At 42.1% G+C, this 18,500-nt stretch carries 15 protein-coding genes; 1 reads left to right on the forward strand and 14 read right to left on the reverse strand.

Features of this window, described 5'->3' with window-relative positions; genetic code table 11:
• Positions 1–939: 939 nt before the first annotated feature.
• Positions 940–1,584, forward strand: a complete 645-nt coding sequence (locus tag ACZ9IL_RS07635) for a LuxR C-terminal-related transcriptional regulator (protein ID WP_476002975.1) — start codon at positions 940–942, stop codon at positions 1,582–1,584.
• A gap of 121 nt (positions 1,585–1,705) precedes the next feature.
• Here ACZ9IL_RS07635 and ACZ9IL_RS07640 read toward each other — a convergent pair whose 3' ends face one another.
• From ACZ9IL_RS07640 to ACZ9IL_RS07705, 14 genes are all read right to left on the reverse strand, one after another.
• Entirely contained in the window at positions 1,706–2,326 is a 621-nt protein-coding gene (locus ACZ9IL_RS07640) for an SCO family protein (RefSeq protein WP_476002976.1), read from the reverse strand.
• A gap of 52 nt (positions 2,327–2,378) precedes the next feature.
• The gene (locus ACZ9IL_RS07645; RefSeq protein WP_476002977.1) at positions 2,379–4,310 is read right to left on the reverse strand and encodes a multicopper oxidase family protein; all 1,932 of its coding nucleotides are present in this window, start codon (positions 4,308–4,310) and stop codon (positions 2,379–2,381) included.
• A gap of 102 nt (positions 4,311–4,412) precedes the next feature.
• Positions 4,413–5,771 (reverse strand): HlyD family type I secretion periplasmic adaptor subunit, encoded by a 1,359-nt coding sequence (locus ACZ9IL_RS07650; RefSeq protein WP_476002978.1) that lies wholly within the window; start codon positions 5,769–5,771, stop codon positions 4,413–4,415.
• Positions 5,768–7,561, reverse strand: a complete 1,794-nt coding sequence (locus ACZ9IL_RS07655) for a type I secretion system permease/ATPase (RefSeq protein ID WP_476002979.1) — start codon at positions 7,559–7,561, stop codon at positions 5,768–5,770. Before ACZ9IL_RS07655 ends, ACZ9IL_RS07650 begins: the two co-directional genes overlap by 4 nt.
• Before the next feature lie 940 nt (positions 7,562–8,501).
• On the reverse strand, positions 8,502–9,314 hold the full coding sequence (locus ACZ9IL_RS07660; protein WP_476002980.1) for a hypothetical protein: 813 nt from the start codon (positions 9,312–9,314) through the stop codon (positions 8,502–8,504).
• A gap of 6 nt (positions 9,315–9,320) precedes the next feature.
• Complete coding sequence (locus ACZ9IL_RS07665; protein WP_476002981.1) at positions 9,321–9,461, reverse strand: hypothetical protein; 141 nt, start codon at positions 9,459–9,461, stop codon at positions 9,321–9,323.
• 2,080 nt (positions 9,462–11,541) lie between these two features.
• The gene (locus ACZ9IL_RS07670) at positions 11,542–12,561 is read right to left on the reverse strand and encodes a major capsid protein (RefSeq protein ID WP_476002982.1); all 1,020 of its coding nucleotides are present in this window, start codon (positions 12,559–12,561) and stop codon (positions 11,542–11,544) included.
• A gap of 57 nt (positions 12,562–12,618) precedes the next feature.
• Positions 12,619–12,951 carry a hypothetical protein gene (locus ACZ9IL_RS07675; protein WP_124929597.1) on the reverse strand — a complete coding sequence of 111 codons (333 nt, stop codon included), beginning with the start codon at positions 12,949–12,951 and terminating at the stop codon, positions 12,619–12,621.
• A complete protein-coding gene (locus ACZ9IL_RS07680; RefSeq protein WP_201355933.1) occupies positions 12,952–13,281 on the reverse strand; it encodes a hypothetical protein in 330 nt (109 codons plus the stop codon). It lies immediately after the preceding gene.
• A gap of 482 nt (positions 13,282–13,763) precedes the next feature.
• Positions 13,764–15,545, reverse strand: a complete 1,782-nt coding sequence (locus ACZ9IL_RS07685) for a hypothetical protein (RefSeq protein ID WP_476002983.1) — start codon at positions 15,543–15,545, stop codon at positions 13,764–13,766.
• Positions 15,546–16,110: 565 nt separating this feature from the next.
• The gene (locus tag ACZ9IL_RS07690; protein ID WP_476002984.1) at positions 16,111–16,587 is read right to left on the reverse strand and encodes a hypothetical protein; all 477 of its coding nucleotides are present in this window, start codon (positions 16,585–16,587) and stop codon (positions 16,111–16,113) included.
• 35 nt (positions 16,588–16,622) lie between these two features.
• Positions 16,623–16,865 carry a hypothetical protein gene (locus tag ACZ9IL_RS07695; RefSeq protein ID WP_476002985.1) on the reverse strand — a complete coding sequence of 81 codons (243 nt, stop codon included), beginning with the start codon at positions 16,863–16,865 and terminating at the stop codon, positions 16,623–16,625.
• Between the two features lie 161 nt (positions 16,866–17,026).
• On the reverse strand, positions 17,027–17,653 hold the full coding sequence (locus tag ACZ9IL_RS07700; RefSeq protein WP_476002986.1) for a helix-turn-helix domain-containing protein: 627 nt from the start codon (positions 17,651–17,653) through the stop codon (positions 17,027–17,029).
• A 130-nt stretch (positions 17,654–17,783) separates the two neighbouring features.
• A complete protein-coding gene (locus tag ACZ9IL_RS07705; protein ID WP_059169927.1) occupies positions 17,784–17,984 on the reverse strand; it encodes a hypothetical protein in 201 nt (66 codons plus the stop codon).
• Positions 17,985–18,500: the final 516 nt, after the last annotated feature.

An 18,500-nucleotide genomic window follows, 5' to 3' on the forward strand; every position in this document is an offset into this window, starting at 1 on the left:
AAAATGACAACCATGTTAAAAAACGCAATAATCTACATCATTTAAATTTATTGGTAGCAGCGGCGCCACTTACCTCAAAGAACCCTAAATGGAGCTGAGTTAATTTCTGGCAACTCAGTCCTAGAACACTCATAAACAGTTTAGTCGTATAATGCATTAATTTACCATATTAATTGATGCCAATACCTTCCTCTTAGCCATTAGTAATACATTCGCCTCATTCATAGCTAATACTTTCATATTGATAAAAATGATAAATCAATATTAATTTAGACATGGAAAACATGAATGATAACACCTCTCAATAGCAATTAAGCCCTGGTTGTCTCCGGCTGTAAAATGCTATTGATGTTTCGGATTCATATTAACAACTGTGCTAGCCATTCATTTCATATTTTATCTAAAGAAAAGATTTCCACATCACTTCATTGCTGGCAAAAAAGCAGAACGAACAACTCTACCGTACTCTCCAGCAACCTTGAAAATAAATCATCAATTATGGTCTATCACTTGCAACAGGTTATCGATATAAAAACGATTTCGATATATTGAATAAGCAAGTTATCATCACTTGGCTCCATCACCAGGAGAAGTGGGTTAGAGGTTGTCTCAGTCGAAGCGGCTCAGGAGCACTCCAGCAAGGAGAATACAGAAACCAGCCGACGCATTGAGATGGATCAGGCCAGTACAGCTTTCCAATAAAAACATTTAATCCTTTAAGATCATTACATTACGACTTGATACTTGCATAATTAAGAACTTCCTCACAAATCCCCTCACCTACTCTATTATCAAGAAATACTGTTCAATGCTGATTTGAACAATGTCTCATGCCTTCTTCATGCTACATATGTGCGGGGTTTACGACTCTTTTGTGGCCAACAACGCCCTAGGAAGACTAACTTAAACCACTAGGCACACTGTTCAAGGACGACTCCTATGAAAATAGAGACTCCACTGATACTTGTCACCGAAGCCAATGTTCAGGCAACAACCTTAACCACTTACCTGGCAGCTCAGCTCGGCACACCAATAGATTTGATCAATCATCCTAATCAGCTGTTGGAGAGCGAGGGTAGCAACCTGTTTTTGATCGATCTTGACTACCTCAGATACAGCCAGCAGCTCAGCTGGAATCGGCATATCACCACTTTCGAATTGGCCAATACTGTGCTACTCAATGCGCCAGCCAGCGCAGATCTCGATCTATTGCTCATGTGGCCAAATACAAGCGGTCTCTTTTTTCATCAGGACTCCCTGGAGCGTCTAGCTGAAGGCCTCAAAAAGGTGATGCAGGGTGAGTATTGGATTCCGCGCCACCTGCTATCTGAGCTGACCAACTACTATCGGCAGGGAATGGTTCTGGCTCAGACCAACCAAAACTTGCTCACAACCCGTGAGTGCGAAATCATTCGCTGCCTGATGACAGGAGCCTCTAATGTTGAGATAGCCAGTAAATTGTACGTCAGCGAACATACCATCAAGTCTCATCTCTACAATGTCTTCAAGAAGCTCAACGTCAAGAATCGATTGCAAGCTGTCATCTGGGCCAAGGAATACCTAGATCTAACCAGTTCTAGCTGATGCAGCTCTGCCACTGATGGTTAACAACCTGAGCCAAAGAGCCGTAGCAGTAATCCTTGACTATATGGTCTTTGGAACTGGGCCATTTTCGTACTATTTCCTCTAACTCAACTGATGACCACTATGTCACCTGCTCTATCAATTTAAGTATCTGATCTGGCCTGGATAACGCCGGCGCCATACTCCAGCGCGACAGTTTATTATTACCAACTCTTAGCATTCCAGTATGGCTTGTACTGAGGCCGTCAAGAGCAGGATCGGGATCATAGAACCCCATGCTATAGCGCACTAATTTGATCATCTCAGGTTTACCTGTCAGAAATAACCAGCCTGGTGGTATATGGTGCTGTTTCACATAATGGGATAGATGGGTAACCGTATCTTGTTCTGGCTTTAACGTTATTGAACACATCTGTATTGGTATACCTTGCATTTTTTTAGCAATTAATCGTTGTACTTGCATCAGATTGCTTGTGGTTAATGGACAGCTATCCATGCAGTCGGCATACATCATGTTAATAAGAAGGATCTTGTTTTTTACTACATCGTCATAAAATTTTATCTCTTTGCCTTCATGTGTCCACAAAGGAGCATTGGGTATATTACTTGGACCAAGCTTGGGTACGTCAAGAGTAGTTCCTTTTTTGGCTACAACAGGAAAGCTAGCCATTATCGTGGCCGCAACCACAGTTGCTCCCAAACCCAGGATGAAATGTCGACGATTATTAATGTTGATATCCATACACTTATACCTTATTTATTGAAAGGGTTTATGTTGAGTAAACAACATACCGCTATGAGCCCTCTACTATATCCCAACGAAGCATCATGGCATGATCCTCATGGATCATATTATGGCAATGCATAACGTATTTACCGGTACAGTCTCGAAACTCCAGATATACTCGAGTCATCGAGTTCGGCTCTAATACATATACATCTTTTCGCCCTTGCTCATGGAGGGGGACCGGCACTTTAACCCCATCAATAAACTTGCTTAAAATTCGCCCTTCTTCAAAGTGAATATGAATAGGGTGCTCCCATCCACCGGAGTCATTCACCAATTCCCACACTTCTGCTGTTCCCTTTTTAACTTTCACTGTGGGCTTTGTAACATCAAAAATCTTATCATTGATAACCCACAATCCACTCTTATGCTCAAATTCGAAACGCCGTACTGGTACATTCAATCGCTTAATTTCATCCTCTGACAGTGCAAACTTATCAGCAGGAAGAGGCCTTAAATAATCCCTAATTTCGCTAAAATCGTCAACAATACCCATATCATAATCAACGACAATTTTCATTATGCGATCACCAGGCAGTACCACTTTATCCGGTTTGCGGGTAGATATTTGCGTTAGCCTATTGACCAAAAAAAGTTCTGTTTTATTAGGGTATCCTTTAAAGTCCATGACGATATCTGATCGTTCGGCAACACCTAATGATATATTTTTCACATTTCTGATCGGCTTTGGCAAAAGATTGCCATCATTAGCAATGTAGACAAAAGGTTGAATTACATTGTTTGCATTGACTATCGCCAAGTTATAAAAACGGCTTGGCCCACTGTTAAGAATACGCATTCTATATTTACGCGGGCTGACACGCCACACTGGTTTTATGCGACCATTAATGACAATTTTATCCCCCAATGTCCCTTCTGGATTTAACTGGTCATAAAGGAGCTTGCCTTTGTCATCAAAATGTCGGTCACAAATATTGAAAGGGTAATCATAATCACCACTCGGCAAGTGGAGAGCGTCATTGCTAGGATCTTTCTCATTCCCTGAATCCAGTTCATCAAATAACAAGTAGAATCCGGATAAACCACGATAAACATTGGGGCCAGTAAAGTTTTCAGTATGATCATGGTAAAATAAGGTCCCCAAAGCTTCTGCCGGATCGCCAAGACTCAACCCAGTGGATCCAAAAGGTGGCCAATCCACTGTATTAGTAAAATCTGCTTTAAGATTGAGATAGAGATGATCTTTAAAGCCACCTGCTTTTGTTAACGTCGGGCCGTACTTTGTTGAACTATACCAGTCACCAGGAAAACCATCGCTCTCTGAACCAGTATGCAAATTATGCAAGTGGGTTGATATATAGGGTGCACCGAAACCAACATGCCCTGCTGGTAATTTATTCCATATCCGACAAAGAAGGGGATGCCCATAATGTGCTGCCACTATGGCACTGGGCATCTCCGGTGACTTCGTTAATACAGCACTATCCTGATAGCCCCAAATTGGTTGCGCTGGATAGTTAGGATGAAATACCCAATTAAATTGAACTGCAAACAATTCATAATATCTAGACTTAAAATCGGCCAAGTTTTGTGCATGCGTAACCTGAGCCCAAAATGGATGAGGAAGACGGCCTGCTTCACCTCCTGCAATATTGGCTGTTTCTTGAGGTACCGGAAAAAGATCTCGGGGCTTCAAATAGGTAATATTCCGAGGCAGGGTGTACCCCCAACCAGCAGTCGCTGGGCTTGGTGGTAAAATAGGTGCCGTCGTGACATCATCATCATCACTACCTGCATGAGCTGGATTTTTATTAATCAATGCCGACGTGGCATATAATATGCCCGCTGAGTGTAATAATTCTCGCCTGGTTACTGAATGATTTAATACCGTGTTATCTTCACATACCTCATCGCTACCTTCTAGTTCGATTGGAGTCAGCGGTTTGTTCGATTCCATATCTTTATGTGAAAAGTCCATATTAACCTCTCTAGAATGATCCAATCAGTCGCCTAAGATGGTGAAAATTAGTTCAATTTCATTATCATGAAAATATAACAACCTTGAATCACAGCTGATAATTCATTGCTCTTTAAATGATTTGTCAAATCGATCTAGCAGGGGCTTCAATAGATAACTAAGAAGCGTTCTCTCTCCTGTTTTAATCGTGATACTAGCAGGCATACCGGCTTTTATTTGGTGAGTACCTAATAGTTTCATTCCTGCGTCGGTAACCCCAATTTGAGCTAAATAATAAGGTTGGTGACTTGCCTCATCAATCATTCGATCTGCCGAAATCGTGATCACCTTACCTGGGATGATAGGAGTCTGGGCATGATTAAATGCAGGGAAACTAATGTTAACTGGCAGGCCTGACTCCATTTTATCAATTGACTGTACAGGTATCATCGCATCAACTTGCAGTGGTTGATCACCAGGCACCACATCAAGCAACGCTCCTCCAGCCTGGATCACCCCACCGACCGTTGTCACATGCAATCCTAAAACAATACCCCCAATAGGAGCACGGATCGTGGTATGTTCCACATCATAATCTGCTGAATCCAGTTCATCTTCTAATGTAGCAACTTCTTTTTGTTGTGCTGTCAATTCGGTGACAACATCTCGTTTGAATTCATTTGCACGCTGTAGTAGTTGTAGCTTTATTTCATTAATTTGACTGTATATACGACCGATGTTCACAATATCTTCAGCGAGTTTACCACTGATATCCGCCGATTCTCGCTCAAGCGTGAGCAGTTGCATTTTTGGATAATAATTATTCTTGCTCAGACGTCTAATTGCATCTAACTCGCGCTCTATCAACATTAATTGCCGCTTACGTGAATATTGCACTTGACTCAAGCCACTACTTTGAGCCAGCGCACCTTGCAAAGTCTCTTGTAAAATGGATGTCTCTCCAGCATTAGCATTCCGTCGTGCTGTAAATACCTTCTGTTGTAAATTGATGGCGTCAGCCAAACGTGGATTACCTTGAAACCGAGTAATGGTTTTTGGATCGAACTGCACCTCGGTAAGATCATCTCGTTCAGCCAACAAACGATCTTCGATCGTCTTTGCCACCAGATATTGGGCCTCGAGGGCATTCTGACGTGCTAGCACTTGAGTTTTATCCAGTTGCAATAAAGGTTGCCCACGTTCAACCAGATCCCCCTCCTTGACATAAATATCGCTGACCGTGCCGCCGTTAAGGTGTTGCACTGTCTTTCTGTTGTTGGCTATCGTGACCGTCGCATTTGCTACAACACCAGCATCCAGTGGTGCTATGACGCCCCAAAATAAGAAACTACCCAGCCCTATCACAATAACGAGTAATCCGATCAGCAGTGGCCGCATCACTTGGACATCAACCTCCCCTTGCCAATCTACAACTGATGAAGAGGGCTCCTGCAGTGAGTCATTTACCGCGAGTTCTTTCATGATGACTCTCCTGATCGCACAGCTTGTTTCTGGTTATTGATGCTGTCTACTGCTACTTGGGTAATCTCTGTGGTGATATCAGGCCCTTGTACGGGTACAGATCGCAGCATGCTGGCCTCTCGCAGTGCAGCAAATACTTCGTCACGGGTACCAAATGCTTTCATCATGCCATCACTGAGCAGCAAGACTTTGTCCACGACGCCCAGAATGGTTGGCCGATGAGAGATCAACACCAAGGTGTGACCTTTTTGCTTAAACCTCTGGATTGCCTGGATCAGGGCCGCCTCTCCCACATCGTCCAGGCTGGCGTTGGGCTCATCCAGGACAATCAGTGCAGGATCGCCGTAGAGTGCCCGTGCTAACCCTATTCTCTGCTTCTGCCCACCAGACAGCAGGCAGCCACCAACGCCTAAAGGGGTCTCATAGCCAAGTGGAAAACGCAGGATCATCTCATGTACCCCAGCCAACTTGGCTGCAGCAACCAGCGCCTCGCTGTTCAGTTCTCCGAAGCGGGCAATGTTCTGTGCGACTGTGCCGTCAAACAACTCAACTTCTTGCGGCAGATAGCCAAGAGATGCGCCTAATTCAGCTTTATCCCACTGATAAATATCGGCGCCATCAAGCCGAACCGTCCCGGACTGAGGAGCCCATATCCCCATCAACAACCTTGCCAAAGTCGACTTGCCACAGGCCGAAGGGCCAATAATCCCGAGTATCTCGCCTGCAGAAAGAGTGAAATTGAAGTTACGCAAGATAGCTGGCCCACCGCTCGGGGCCGTGGCAAACACCCCTTCAACCGAGAGATTCCCATTTGGCCGTGGTAATGACACCTGCGCAGGACGAGCGGGATAGTCATTGAGAAGGGTCAGTAAACGATGCCAAGTTCCCCTGAACTGCAACAGCAACTTCCAGCTCGATATTACCTGTTCTACTGGTGTCAAGGCGCGGCCAAGAATGATAGAAGAGGCGATCATCATGCCAGGTGTGATCTCACCCTCGATTACCAGCAAGGCACCCGCTCCCAGCGCCAGGGATTGCAACAATACCCGGACAAAGCGGGTAATACTGTTCACAAATACAGCGCGATCAGAGGCCATTGTTTGTAAACCCAATACCTGATGCTGCAGGGCTAACCAATGCTGGCGCATGGTAGATAACATTCCCATCGCCTCAATCGCCTCACTGTTACGCAACTGGTTATTAATCAGGGTGCTGCCCGCCATAGCCAATTTATTGGCTTGCGCCAAGGGCTTGTTGGTTAAGCTTTCCGTTATCAAGGCCAAGACAACCAATAGACTGGATCCAAATAGGGTTAGCCAGCCCAGCAAGGGATGGATCAAGAAGGCAACGGCTAAATAAAGTGGAGTCCAGGGGGCATCAAAAAAGGCAAATAAGCTGTTGCCTGCCAAGAATTGACGGGCACTGGTCAAGTCTGACAGAGCCTGAGCAGGAGTACCTTGACCTTGACGGAGATTGCGCTCGAATGCGGCGCCAAATACTCGCTTATTTAGCTGCTGCTCTAATCTATTGCCGATCCGAATCATCACCAAACCGCGTACACCTTCTAGCATCGCTATAAGGAGATAGACACCAATTATCAGTAAAGTCAGCATGAAAAGAGTAGTTGTATTCTGGCTCGCCAACACGCGATCATAGACCTGTAGCATGTAAACTGAAGGGGCGAACATCAATAAATTAATGACACAACTAAACAGGATTAAAGTTGCAAAAACCGGCTTGGCACTAAACAGTGCGGTGGTGAGTTCATTACGTGCTCCGAGAAATTTCATTTCTCACTCCCTTTATAGGCCATCCTGGCCGGGAATATTAAATATTGAAAAATAAAGTTGGATAAGACAAAGCACTCAATTTAAAATAACAAATCCATCTGCCGAGCCAATAATCACGCGCTCATATGTGGTACCTATCTCTCACTAAAACAGTCTAGTTGAACTGTGGCCTTTCCCCATATCAATTTATGGGGATGCTTTAATATTACTTAATTATGGTGCTTTCATATTAAAAGCATATTAATGCCTTCATATTAACCAATACTAATACTTTTATATTAACTGGTACTAATACCCCCATACGAATAAGCGACAATACTTTTAGATGACTCCATTTACATAATGGTTAAATAAACCCAGATAATTAGACACTTTGGGATCTCTCAATATATTACTGGTCACACTCTACTGGTCTACTGGCGATAACCGACGTGGCGACTGTGTTTGTGCTTGGAGGTGTAGAGCATGTCAATGTGATCGAATACGTCCTGCCGAGCCTCCTCGTGATCTACACAACTGTTAATGAGAATCCGTTCGAGCCTTATAAACTAGCGCAACGCCTCCAGCAGCGCATTGTCATGTGCCGTGTCTACTTATGCTGAGCCTAGAGTCCGAGGCTCTTGACGTGTCCAGAAGAGGTGCGATGAAGTATAAGAAATCCAAATAATAGGAATGAGTTGAGTTTGCTTGGGTCCGGCGTGTGCGATACCAGGCCATTACCGGTGGAAAATAGGCTTTTGCCTACTTCGAAGAGCCGGGGACCTCTCGCCAACAGTTACATCCATAGAACTTGGGGGGATAACCCAAGGCGTCGTTGGTCAATGCCATGGATAGCGTCGTGTAACTGTGTCCAGCCATCCTTGGCTATCGAACGCTCTGCAAACATCCATTGTTGAATGATGGCGATCAACGACACCCGGCTACATCATCGGATCGTCACCTATCGCTTGAGCTCTTTCTTCACTTGAGCAAATGATTTGGGCCAAGGTTTCGCTTCAAGCAGGGCCGACGGCAGGTTACGAATGGCCGCCATAGCCAAAGTCTGGCTAGCATGATCCCCTTTCAGTACCACATACCAGGGATGACCATGTAACTGCGTCTGATAGACCCATACTTTGCCAGCAAGCCGGTTGCTGACCACAAACCGCTCGATGGCATCCAATCGGCTCGCCCCCATGAGTTGCACGCTGAGGTGATTGCTCTCCTTCTGATGCAGAATACGGGCTGGCGTCAATATGACGCTACCGGGCTCCTCACTTTGCGGCTTGATCTTCGGCTTGGAAACGGCCTCTGACTTGGCCGCGACATCAAGCTCGGCTGTAACCTGGGACTCAGCGATTGGATCTCTGGCTTGTTGCGTGGGATCCGACAACATCGAGGGCTTGGATGCCATAGTGGCATCAGCCTGATTCCGTAACACCTCATTGGCCGACTTATCGGCCACCGACGTCACCCTATCGGTGAGCTTCTGCTGCTTCGCAGCATATTTCGCATCAGAAACCAATCCCGGCAGGGGCAGTGCCAGCGTATTCGCCAGAACCCAGACTGATGCCTCACGACTGGCTTGAGGCTGGCTTGGCTCGGACGCCATGGATAGCAAGGGCGTGGGAGCAGCCGCAATCACGGTAGGTATCTTCTTCTGAGGCGAAGGGATCGAATGACTCAAAAAATAAAAACCCATGCCGCCGGCTGCCAGACCCAGTATGAGCTGACGAATAAGGTGGGAGGGCTTGCGTAAATAGCGTTCGGTCATTTTGTCCTACGGGAACATCATGAAAATGGTGGAGGCACCGATCCCATCGAACCAAGCTAGCATCAGCCAGTGGCCCGGCAGGTTGAACGGCAGAAACTCAATCTCATCTATGAGCATGAACGACGATGGCTGCTGGCTATCGGCCATGCAGATAACGTCACGGTCAATGTATCGGTGTGATGAAGATAAACAAGGACCACTTCTCGCTGCCATGTCGTGGGTGCCGAGCACCGATTAAGGCGACACAAATGATACCGCGGTAGCGCTGAACTTATTCTGAACCCCCGCCAATCCTTGCGGATCTACGGCCAGAAACGGTGTGAAAAATGAGGTAGTCGCGCCTTGATGGAGAAATCACTCGGATCATATGAAAACATCATCGTGGCTTTTGCGTTGGTTACAACAAAAACGTCGAGAGGGCTGATGGAGAATAAAGGAGGGCAATTCAAGCGAGGTGGTGACTGCTGCTGAGCGACAAGTTGAGACGATGGCCGGACCGCCACGGGCTTTACGCGCGAACGAGCGTAGGCAAGCCCATCACACATGCGACCAGCTTGTCCCGAGTACGGAGAGATTTCTTGACGTCTTTACGACGACCACAGGGGAGCACGGTCACCTTGCGGTAGTACCAGATACCTTGCGGAGAGAGCCAGAGATTCACTATGAAGACTCCTGATCCATCCACACAAAGTGGATTACCAAGAGGTCTGAAGGGGATAATTGATCGTAACTTATTGATCTGCAGAAACAAGTGGTGGCCCTACCATGCACGACCATTCCACTATAAGACCGAACTTAGCGCCTTCAACATGGGTTTAAACCACATGTAATGACCTGAATTATATCGTTAATTACCCCAATAATCCATTTAAAACACGGTTTAATAAATAAACTAATAATGCGCGTTAATCACATATTAAATCACAACCTATAGATACTTCATCAGTCCCCTGCCCTGCAAGCCTTACATGATGTGGCTTGATCCAACATTGGCTAAACACGGTCAATTTTTGTGTTGCTAAACAATATCAACTTTCCACTCTCTTAATGGTTTCACAAGTTACAAAAACACCCTCTCACAGGGGATTTGACGTGCCACACTAGGGCTACAGACGTGCTACAGCATCGAATAATTAGTGAATGATCAATATGGTTGCCGCATACAACTTTATGAGGTGTTCACATGTGAGAGATAACATGGAGAGGTAAAGACACTGCCGGATATGTAGTGGCTCATTGAGCCACCCTGATTGCACTGTGTCACACATAGACAGACAAACAGCAGTAACAACAATGGTTTACAGTGCTTTTAGTGGCACACATTGATTTATAGATGAATCATGCAGGAGAAGAAGCAGGACGGAACTGGCTGAAAAGACTGTAATCGTGTGTGTTGTGGATAAGTATGAATGGTGTGGATAAATTCAGATTGCAGCGATCCAATGAATAATTAGTCTCTGATATTTTAAAATCATAATGAGAATTATTATCAGGTGCGTAACTGGGACTTAACGGTAAAAATAACGAGACAAGAATAAATAGAATATTTAATTAAAATCTTTTTTGGGGGTATTGGGACTTAATATCTAGAATATATTGGTGTTGTTTGATGATACTATCTGATATTTAAAGCTGTAGCCAATACTTGACCAAGCCTTATGTGGCGGGGGTTATAGCGGGGTTTGGGGAATTTGATTTTGCATAGAAGAAATAATATAGATTCAAATGGGAATGTTCAAATTAATTCAATTTAAATCACGTTTAATGTGTTTATATAAAATAAAAGCACCCAATAAGTTACATTGGATGCTTAATATATTCATAGCTTTTTGAGGCGGTATCTAAGTTGCGCCCGAGTTAGATTAAATAGCTTGGCAAATTGTGACATATTGATAAATGTCAGAAATGATTTTGGGTCAGTGGTCTTAGCCACTGTTTGCCAGCCTTTATCTGTAAACTGTTCTACAGTAACACGGTACATATACACTCCTATTTATTAAATAGCCAATTTAGACAGTTACTGACTGATTTTATCATCAGATATATAACGAATGGCGGCCATAAATTTAGATACCACAATATCGTTAGGATTGCTCCTACAATCATTGCAATACCAAACATGATAATCAAAAGGCTAATAGGGTCGAAATTATCCATGCCCCGCCTATATTTTAAATGTTAAAATTAAAAGGGTGTCATATAAAGACACCCCTTAGAAAGCTAGCTATTAAGCATTAGTAGACTTAACAACAATGTTTGGCAGGTGGTTACAAGCAATAATCCCCATCTCACCAACTACATCGTAATTAGCCCACTTGGCCTCTTTAAGTTGGTACTGGTGATAACGTGCACCGCCCTTCATTGCAATATCGCCATGACGGGAAGCAGGGCCACCAAAGTGCTTGAATACACCCGATTCTTTTTTCATTTTCGGGAAGAAATAAGCATCATTAGAATCAATGCCATGCAGTGGGTCAGTAGTCATAATAAACAGAATGCCATTATAATCAAAATACTGAACACCTGGCAGAATCTCATAGAAATTATGGATGATGTTTTGGGGCTCGTATGGCTTGACGAAAGTAAACGCTTCCCGAACTTTCTCATTCGCTTTGACTGCTTTGAAATAGCCACTACCGCACACACAAACAACTTTATCCATCATGCGCACTTTCTCACCAAGAGCAGTCTTGATTTTAATCTGAATATCATCAGTCGCGGCATCAACATCGGTTGCAGTAGATGACCAGTTAATATTCTGGGTTTGTTGGTTCAGGCCAAACTCAGCTTGCAGGTCGATAACCGGCTCTTGGGTATATGCTGCATTCTGTACCCCTCGGAAAATTGCATCGGCGTAATATTTCTCGATGGTATCCTCAAACGTCTCATAGTGAGATACGAGATATTCAGCAATACAATCCTCTGCGATTTTAGGACGGTTTTCACCACGTGCCCGCCTGCCCTGCCAATCTTCGGGGGTGATGGTGTCTAGCAGTGCGAAATGCGGAATTTCAAATTGGTGCAGAGATGCTTTTGCTTTTGGTGTGCTTTGGAATTCAGAGCCATAACGGGCAACAGCATCAGCAGTGCTTTGATTGTTATTCAGCAGATAATCAAAATTGACACGCGATTCATCCACTGCCTCAAAACCAAACATACCAAGACTTTGTAGGAGTCGGTTACGAACTGGTCGATCTTCAAAAATCTTAGAGAAATCACTTACGATATAATTATTTACATCAGACATTTTATTTCCTTTCTTATTATTTATTGTTGTTGTTTGCTCTAATTATTATTAGATAATTTATACAAGTCGAATAAATTGATTGTTGCCGAGCAGTTCAAGCGCCTTGGTTGTGCCTGCTGCACTAGCACCAGAGATTTGAGAGCTAATTAGGCTAACCAGCTTGTCGAACACCACAACATACTTTGCACCAGCCTTTACTGGGTCTGCGACAACAACACAAGCGGTTGAAGTACCAGTGACTTTAGCCATGGTGGCTGGGTCGATAGCATCACCGCTGGTTAGGTCTGCTGGAATACCAGAAGAGAAAGGAATAGTTCGGACACTCCAAACATCATCAACAGCATACTGTAGAACATCGTGACGGCTGCGCGCTTCTTGAGAGATTTTCATTTATTTATTTCCCTTAATTATATTTTTTAGTAATTGTTTGTCAGATTTGACAATATTATAAAGATCAAGCAAAACTGAGGAATCTGTAAGGGTATTACAAAATGCCTCAAATTGTGCGGCTTCGTGTTCTGATTTAATAAGATCAACAAACCCAATATCATTAGATTTAAGCATTAATGATTTATGGCGGTTGTTTGCTGATGGGTTATCAGTATGGCACAAAGCAAGGTGCGGGCTTTTCTTTTCTGCTTCTGCTTTCTTTTCAACTGGTGCAGAAACATTAAATTTGTTTTTGACTGCTTCATTAGCAACGTCTAAAAGGTTATCCATATTACTCCAAGTTATTTATCAAAATTTGGTTGTTTAAGAATAAACAAAAAGGCGAGGTTTTTAAGCCTTCGCCTTTCTGAATGGAGTAAACCATTTTTAACGGAGTTATTTATTCTATTGTTTAATGATGCCTTTGGCATCGGTGCCTTGCACTATTGTTTAATGACACTCATTGCTAAATGTTATTAAAAAATAGCTCGCCCATATGCAAGGAGCGAAGCTATAAAATTATGAAAACATGAAGAGGTGAAACTAAAACATCTGGAGAAATGTTTTATTTATATATTCTGAGCATTAACAAAACATATAAATAAATCGGGCTACTGATGATCGGCAGCAGCCCTAAGGAGGTTATAATATGATTCCTAAGCTAACGGTCTAAGAAAACTTATTCATCAAACTACAATACCATATTAACATATTTTCCTAAATTATTCAATAGCTCATAGCCATATTTTGATAAAAATGTCAATGTTTTTCATTTATTCCCACACATTCAAAATTTTAAGATTATTATCATTAATTCTCAAATCAACAAAATCAGAGAAGCCTTGTTGTTTGACGTTCGCCTCTACATCCAAGACTAATTTACCAGCTAGATTAGATATTGCTTGTGGCGCATTCTGGGAGCTTCGCATCACATAGTTACTCGGCGATGTTTGAGGAGTAAAAGATAGTTTGGGGGGTTGGATTATACGACTAACTTGTTGTGCAAAGATTTCAGCTCGTTGTGCTGCAACGGATGGCTCCATGCCACTGTTCAACAATCTGCGCTCCTCTTCTACATACGCCCTACCATACTCAGCACTATTGTAATTCGAGCGATCTTTATCTTTTACCTTTGAAGATTGAATGTTTTGCTTAAATTGTTCGGGCAGAACACTATCAAGGAACGATACAAGACGCTGCACCACGTCCACAAAATCAGAGATACCTGTTTTCAAATCTCCAAAGTATTGTTTGATGTCTTGTGCTGTAATCTCTTTCAACCAAACATCCATGCCTTTAAAAGCGTCATTGCTTAATTCTTGAGCTACTGTATACAAATTGCCGAATACTGTCCCGATCTTGTTTGACTGGGATTCAAGAAGTCGCGCAAAATTCATAACTATTTTTGAACTTTGTTCCATAGCAACTTTGAATCCTGAACTTTCAAAGATCCGCATAATTGCAATTGATAGCTGGTTAGATGCACGAACATCAGTCGCCTGACTTGATTGTTTTGATAGTTGGGCCATTCCGGCATACTTCTTAGTATTTGCATCTAGGAACTTAAACCACGTTTCACGCAAGGAGTATTTGCCATTAGTTAAACCAGCTTGAAAATCTTTTGATTTGATGTTCATTTCTTTTTGAACATACAGCAACAGATCGGAACGTAGTTGAGGAGCCCAAGCAAACGCTTCTTTGAAGGAGTCCAGCGTGCCCTGGTCAAGTGCTTGGGTTAGTTGTGTCTGGAAACCCTGTGCCCTTTCACCACTGATCCCATAGGCCGCCATTGCATCAGATTGCTGTTGAAATTTGGTAATAGCATCATCCACACTTAATCCGAGTGGCTTCATTAGAGATACAAATTCAACCAAGCCATTGCCTAACTCGATAATGGGGCGACCCATATCGTTTGCCATCTTTGCAATTTTATCACTTATCTCAACTGATCTAGCACCGAAGATATTGTCTAACGAGATATTCAGACTCTCGAACTGTTGGCCTTGCGCTTTAACTGCTCCAAAACCTCTTGTGGATGCATAGCCACCCGCACCAATAACACCTGCACCTACCACCCCAGCGGCTAAAGCAGAGCTACCAGCTCGCCCCACAATACCCTTAACACTGCTCAGGCGGTTGTGTTTGCTTGCCTGCTGGTTCAGAGATTTATATTGTTTGTTCAGCTGTCCGATTGATGCAGCTCGCTCTTTAAACGATTTATTTCCAAGCAGGAAATCCAAGTTGATTTTTTGTAGTGATTTCCTAAATTGTTCACTATTTTTAATTTGATCGCGGTATCTGATTTGGTCAGCTTTTAGTGTCTGTTGTTTTTGTCTATATGCTTTTAGTTCTGCCCGAGTTTGGTCTTTTGTTGATTTTGCTTGGACATTGGCCATACGCTTTCCAGCTTGCATGCTTTGAGCATATTGGTTGGTAGACTTATTAAATAGCCCTGCAATTTTTTTGATTCTATCTGTGGCGCGTTTGTATTCGTTGTTATTTATTCTGAAAGAGACTTCATTGATTATTTTACTAACTTCAATTGATGTAGACATTATTCCTCTATTTAATAATTTATTTAATTAAAATTGGATGAAATTTGTATATGACTCTGAGTTTTTAATTCTTGTTGTTTTAGTTTGGCGATAATATTTTTCTGGAATATCAAGAAGAGTGTGATAAACTCCGAGATCTCTACAATATAATCTTGTTGTTTTTTGCAATAACGATAGGATGCTAAACAAGCTATCATTGCGAGAACCGCTTAGAATACGGAAGCAATATACTTTCCATTCAGGAAATGGGAGTTCGTATCTCTCTGTTCCACTTCCTTCCAGGTATTTGCGGCTGTCTTCGCGATAACAAAACACCAAGTCGCCAATTTGGTAGACGTGCCAAGGGCACGATGTCTTAAGTTTTGTTAGAATGGCTGTCTGCTTTTTAGTGTCATTCGCAAGCATTTTTCCTCTTTGGTATATAAACTAATACGATTATTAAAAACGCTCTAAAACAGCCTCATTTTCAATTCAGACGTTTAGGCAAGGGGTTAGCTTAGGCCAACCCCTAACTATTTAAAATAGAGGCCATTCAGGCTGTTTTATTGCGGTTTACTTTATAGGTTTAGGCAGCTTGTCTAATTTCCATAAGGCGGCCATCTTTTCTTTTACGGTAAAGTAGGTTAATCCACTTTGGGATAAATCTACAAGTATCTGGACTGTACGTGGCTATTTGCAACCCTTGCAGAATACTTTCCTGATCTTTATCTAATTCAAATCCTTCGATAAAATTTTGTTTCCACCACATATGAAAATTTGAAAAAGAATGCCATTCATCACTGACAATACAAGGATTATATTTAACACTATTTTTATTATAGTAAGTTCTACGTAGCATATTAGCCCAGCACTGATAAGCAGGGTGATAGAAAACTCGCCCTTCTATCTTAATCGCTACTGGAAAACTCACGTCTAGCGTACCATGCTTATAAATTAATCTGCGCACTCTGCTTGTTTTTCTTTTTGTTCTTGATTCAAACAATTTAGCTTTATCAAAAGAGCTTAATTTTTTATAAAATTCGACCGTTATGTTTAGTTTCACTGTTCCTCTTATTATTATTGTTTTAATTGTTATAGTTAGTTTTCAAATACCATCTTGCGCATGACGGCGGTGTACTCTGCTGCTTCGCCCTTATTCGCATTATCAATCATGGCGGCAGTGGTGAGGATCATGTTGTCCCGAGACTTGCTAATTTCTACCAGACACTCAATTTGTTCAAGGAGGTTATATTTGTACTCGGATCGCACTTCCTCATTAGTTTCATTAAGAGCTTTACAAACTTGCAGACCCAGTTGTTTCAGATATTCTTCAATTTTCATATTATTCTCCAGTTTAGTTATTGTTGTTTATTTCTGTTGTTCAAGAAGTACCATGATTTATGTCTACGTCTCATAATGCATCCATTTTTAAAATTATAAGTTGCAACTTTAGCCATACACGAAACATCTGTAATTGTTTATTGTTACTGCTCATGTAGACCTCAGAAAGGAATGCAATTTTGACAAAATTCATCACTACAATCCCATTCACCATTTCTATCCCTGAAACACTTATCACACAATCTTCCAGGTTCGTGATGATGGGAATGTTTTGTGGGTTTAGCTTGGATAAATTCCTCGAACATATCATCATGGGATATACCACAATCATCAAGGAATGGGTCAGGAAAGTCGTCTTGTTTACTTACTGGTTCAGGCTGTGCAATAGGTTTAGGTTGTTCTACCGGCTTTACAGCAGATTTAATATGTAGATTCTTGTTCGGCTGCTTTCTTGTCTGCTGTTCTTCTGTATCTAATGCATTGAATCCTTCCAGTGTCACAAGCTCATAGAGTTTCGAGGTTCCTTTACGGGAGGTAGTTTTTACCAGCTCCATCTCCTCAAGCTCATCAAGATACTTTTTGACAGTGTTATCGCTGCCGATCCCTAAATTATCTTGGATATGCTTATAGGACGGGAAAACTTTACCACTCATCATCTGATAATTAAGAAGGAAGCAATAAACAGATTTGTGGTTTAGATTGAAGGTATAGCCTTTGATTTTTTTAATTTTATAAATTTCATCGAATGCGCGGAAAAATTTATCGTTGTTGGTTACTGCTTTGTCCATTTAGTTCCTCGTAGTTTTTAAAGTCTTGGGATTCTGTTAATGTTTTGATGATAAATGATTGAATGCTCAGGGTTCCGCGATTGTCGTTAATCCATCGCAAAATTAGACGTGGGAGGTTTAATTGCATTATTTACTCCTCTTTGTATCGTGTTTTAAGTTGCTTGGTAGGCTTCAGCTCTTTCAATGCAAGTTCAACAGCCAACCAGAAATCTGAACGTTTCTTTGTTCGTGAGCTTAGCTTCAGGGTTTGTGCTCGCTGAATTGCGATTTTTAAATCTTGATATTTCTCAATGTACTCTGTAACAGCCTCTGCAACATTCCAATATGCCATTTCATCCTCGTATAAAATTTAAACGCAAAAAGGCCAAGCCTGTTGTATTAGGAAACAGGAGGCCAATTAATATTGATGTGAGTATGAAGGAAAGATAATTGCTTCTTTAATTTCTCACTTCATAATATCTAGTTTATCATTTATTCCTAAAAATTCAATACTTTTAAAAAATAAATTTGACATGTATGTTTATTTGCGAAACACACCATTAGACCCACCAAAACATATCAAATTTCAATTCCAACACTCTACCTATATAAACACTTGGCCAACACACAACATATAATTTATGTTTTTAGTGGTGAGTAACAGACTCATGGAGCGTTAGCGCATTGAGTTTGTTAACTGTTATTCTATATATTATAAGAAAAACAAGAAACCCATTACATTATCATTCCATGTGTTCCTTAAACACAAGTATGGAGTGAGTGGCACACGAACATAATATTTGTGTTGTCTATTCTTATGAACCACAACAAGGAATGAGTGTTAGCGAATGTATAGTTAGTGGTTATT

The organism is Aeromonas sp. TECH754, assembly GCF_056279295.1.